General features: G+C 76.1%; 1 protein-coding gene. It reads right to left on the minus strand.

Features of this window, described 5'->3' with window-relative positions:
- Positions 1-836, minus strand: an 836-nt coding sequence (locus ACYVE9_RS28975) for an NTP transferase domain-containing protein (protein ID WP_461030849.1), incomplete at both ends; no start/stop codon positions are given.

An 836-nucleotide genomic window follows, 5' to 3' on the forward strand; every position in this document is an offset into this window, starting at 1 on the left:
GGCGGCCTCGGCGACGTCCCGCGGCGAACCGCCGGCCTGCGCGGCGGCGTAGCCGACCAGGAAGGTGGTCAGCGGTGCCGCCGGGCGGTCGACGCCGTGGGCGGCGTCCCGCGGCAGGTCCAGCAGCGCGTGGATGTCGACGTCGAGTTCGATGCCGAGCTCGTTCTTGACTGTGGTGATCCATTCTTCCAGCACGTGCCCATGCTCCCTGATCCGTGCCCGGGCGGCGGCGATGTCGTCCCAGGTGTCGCAGTCCGCCGCGTCCGGGGCGGCCACCCGGGCGAGCGTGAGGTCCGCGATGAGCAGCCGCAGCGGCAGGTCGTCGAGCCTTCCGTGCTCGGTGGCGATCAGCGCCGTCTCCCGGCGCAGCGCCTCGGTGCGGTAGGCGCCCAGCAGCGGCTGGTCCCGCCCGCCGTCCGCGAGCACGCCGAGCACCCCGTGCGGGGCGTCGGGGGCTTGTGGGGCTTGTGGGGCTTGTGGGGCTTGTGAAGCGGACGGGGCGTGGGGGGCCGTGGGAGCCGCCAGGGGGGCGAGCAGCGACCGCACGGTGTCCGGGCGCAGGAAGGGCAGGTCCGCGGAGAGCAGCAGCACCGTCTCGGAACGCACCAGGCGGAGCCCGGCCTCGACGGCGGCCAGCGGTCCGCTGCCGGGACGCTGCTCACGCGTCCACAGCACCGGGCGCGTGGTGGGCCGCCGCGGACCGACCACGATGGTCCGCGCGGCGTCCGCGCAGGCGTCCAGGGTGCGGTCGAGCAGCGACCGGCCGCCGACGGTGAGGGACGGCTTGTCCGCACCGCCGAGTCGGCGGGCCCGGCCGCCGGCCACGATAAGGGCGT

This window comes from Streptomyces sparsus, from assembly GCF_054776295.1.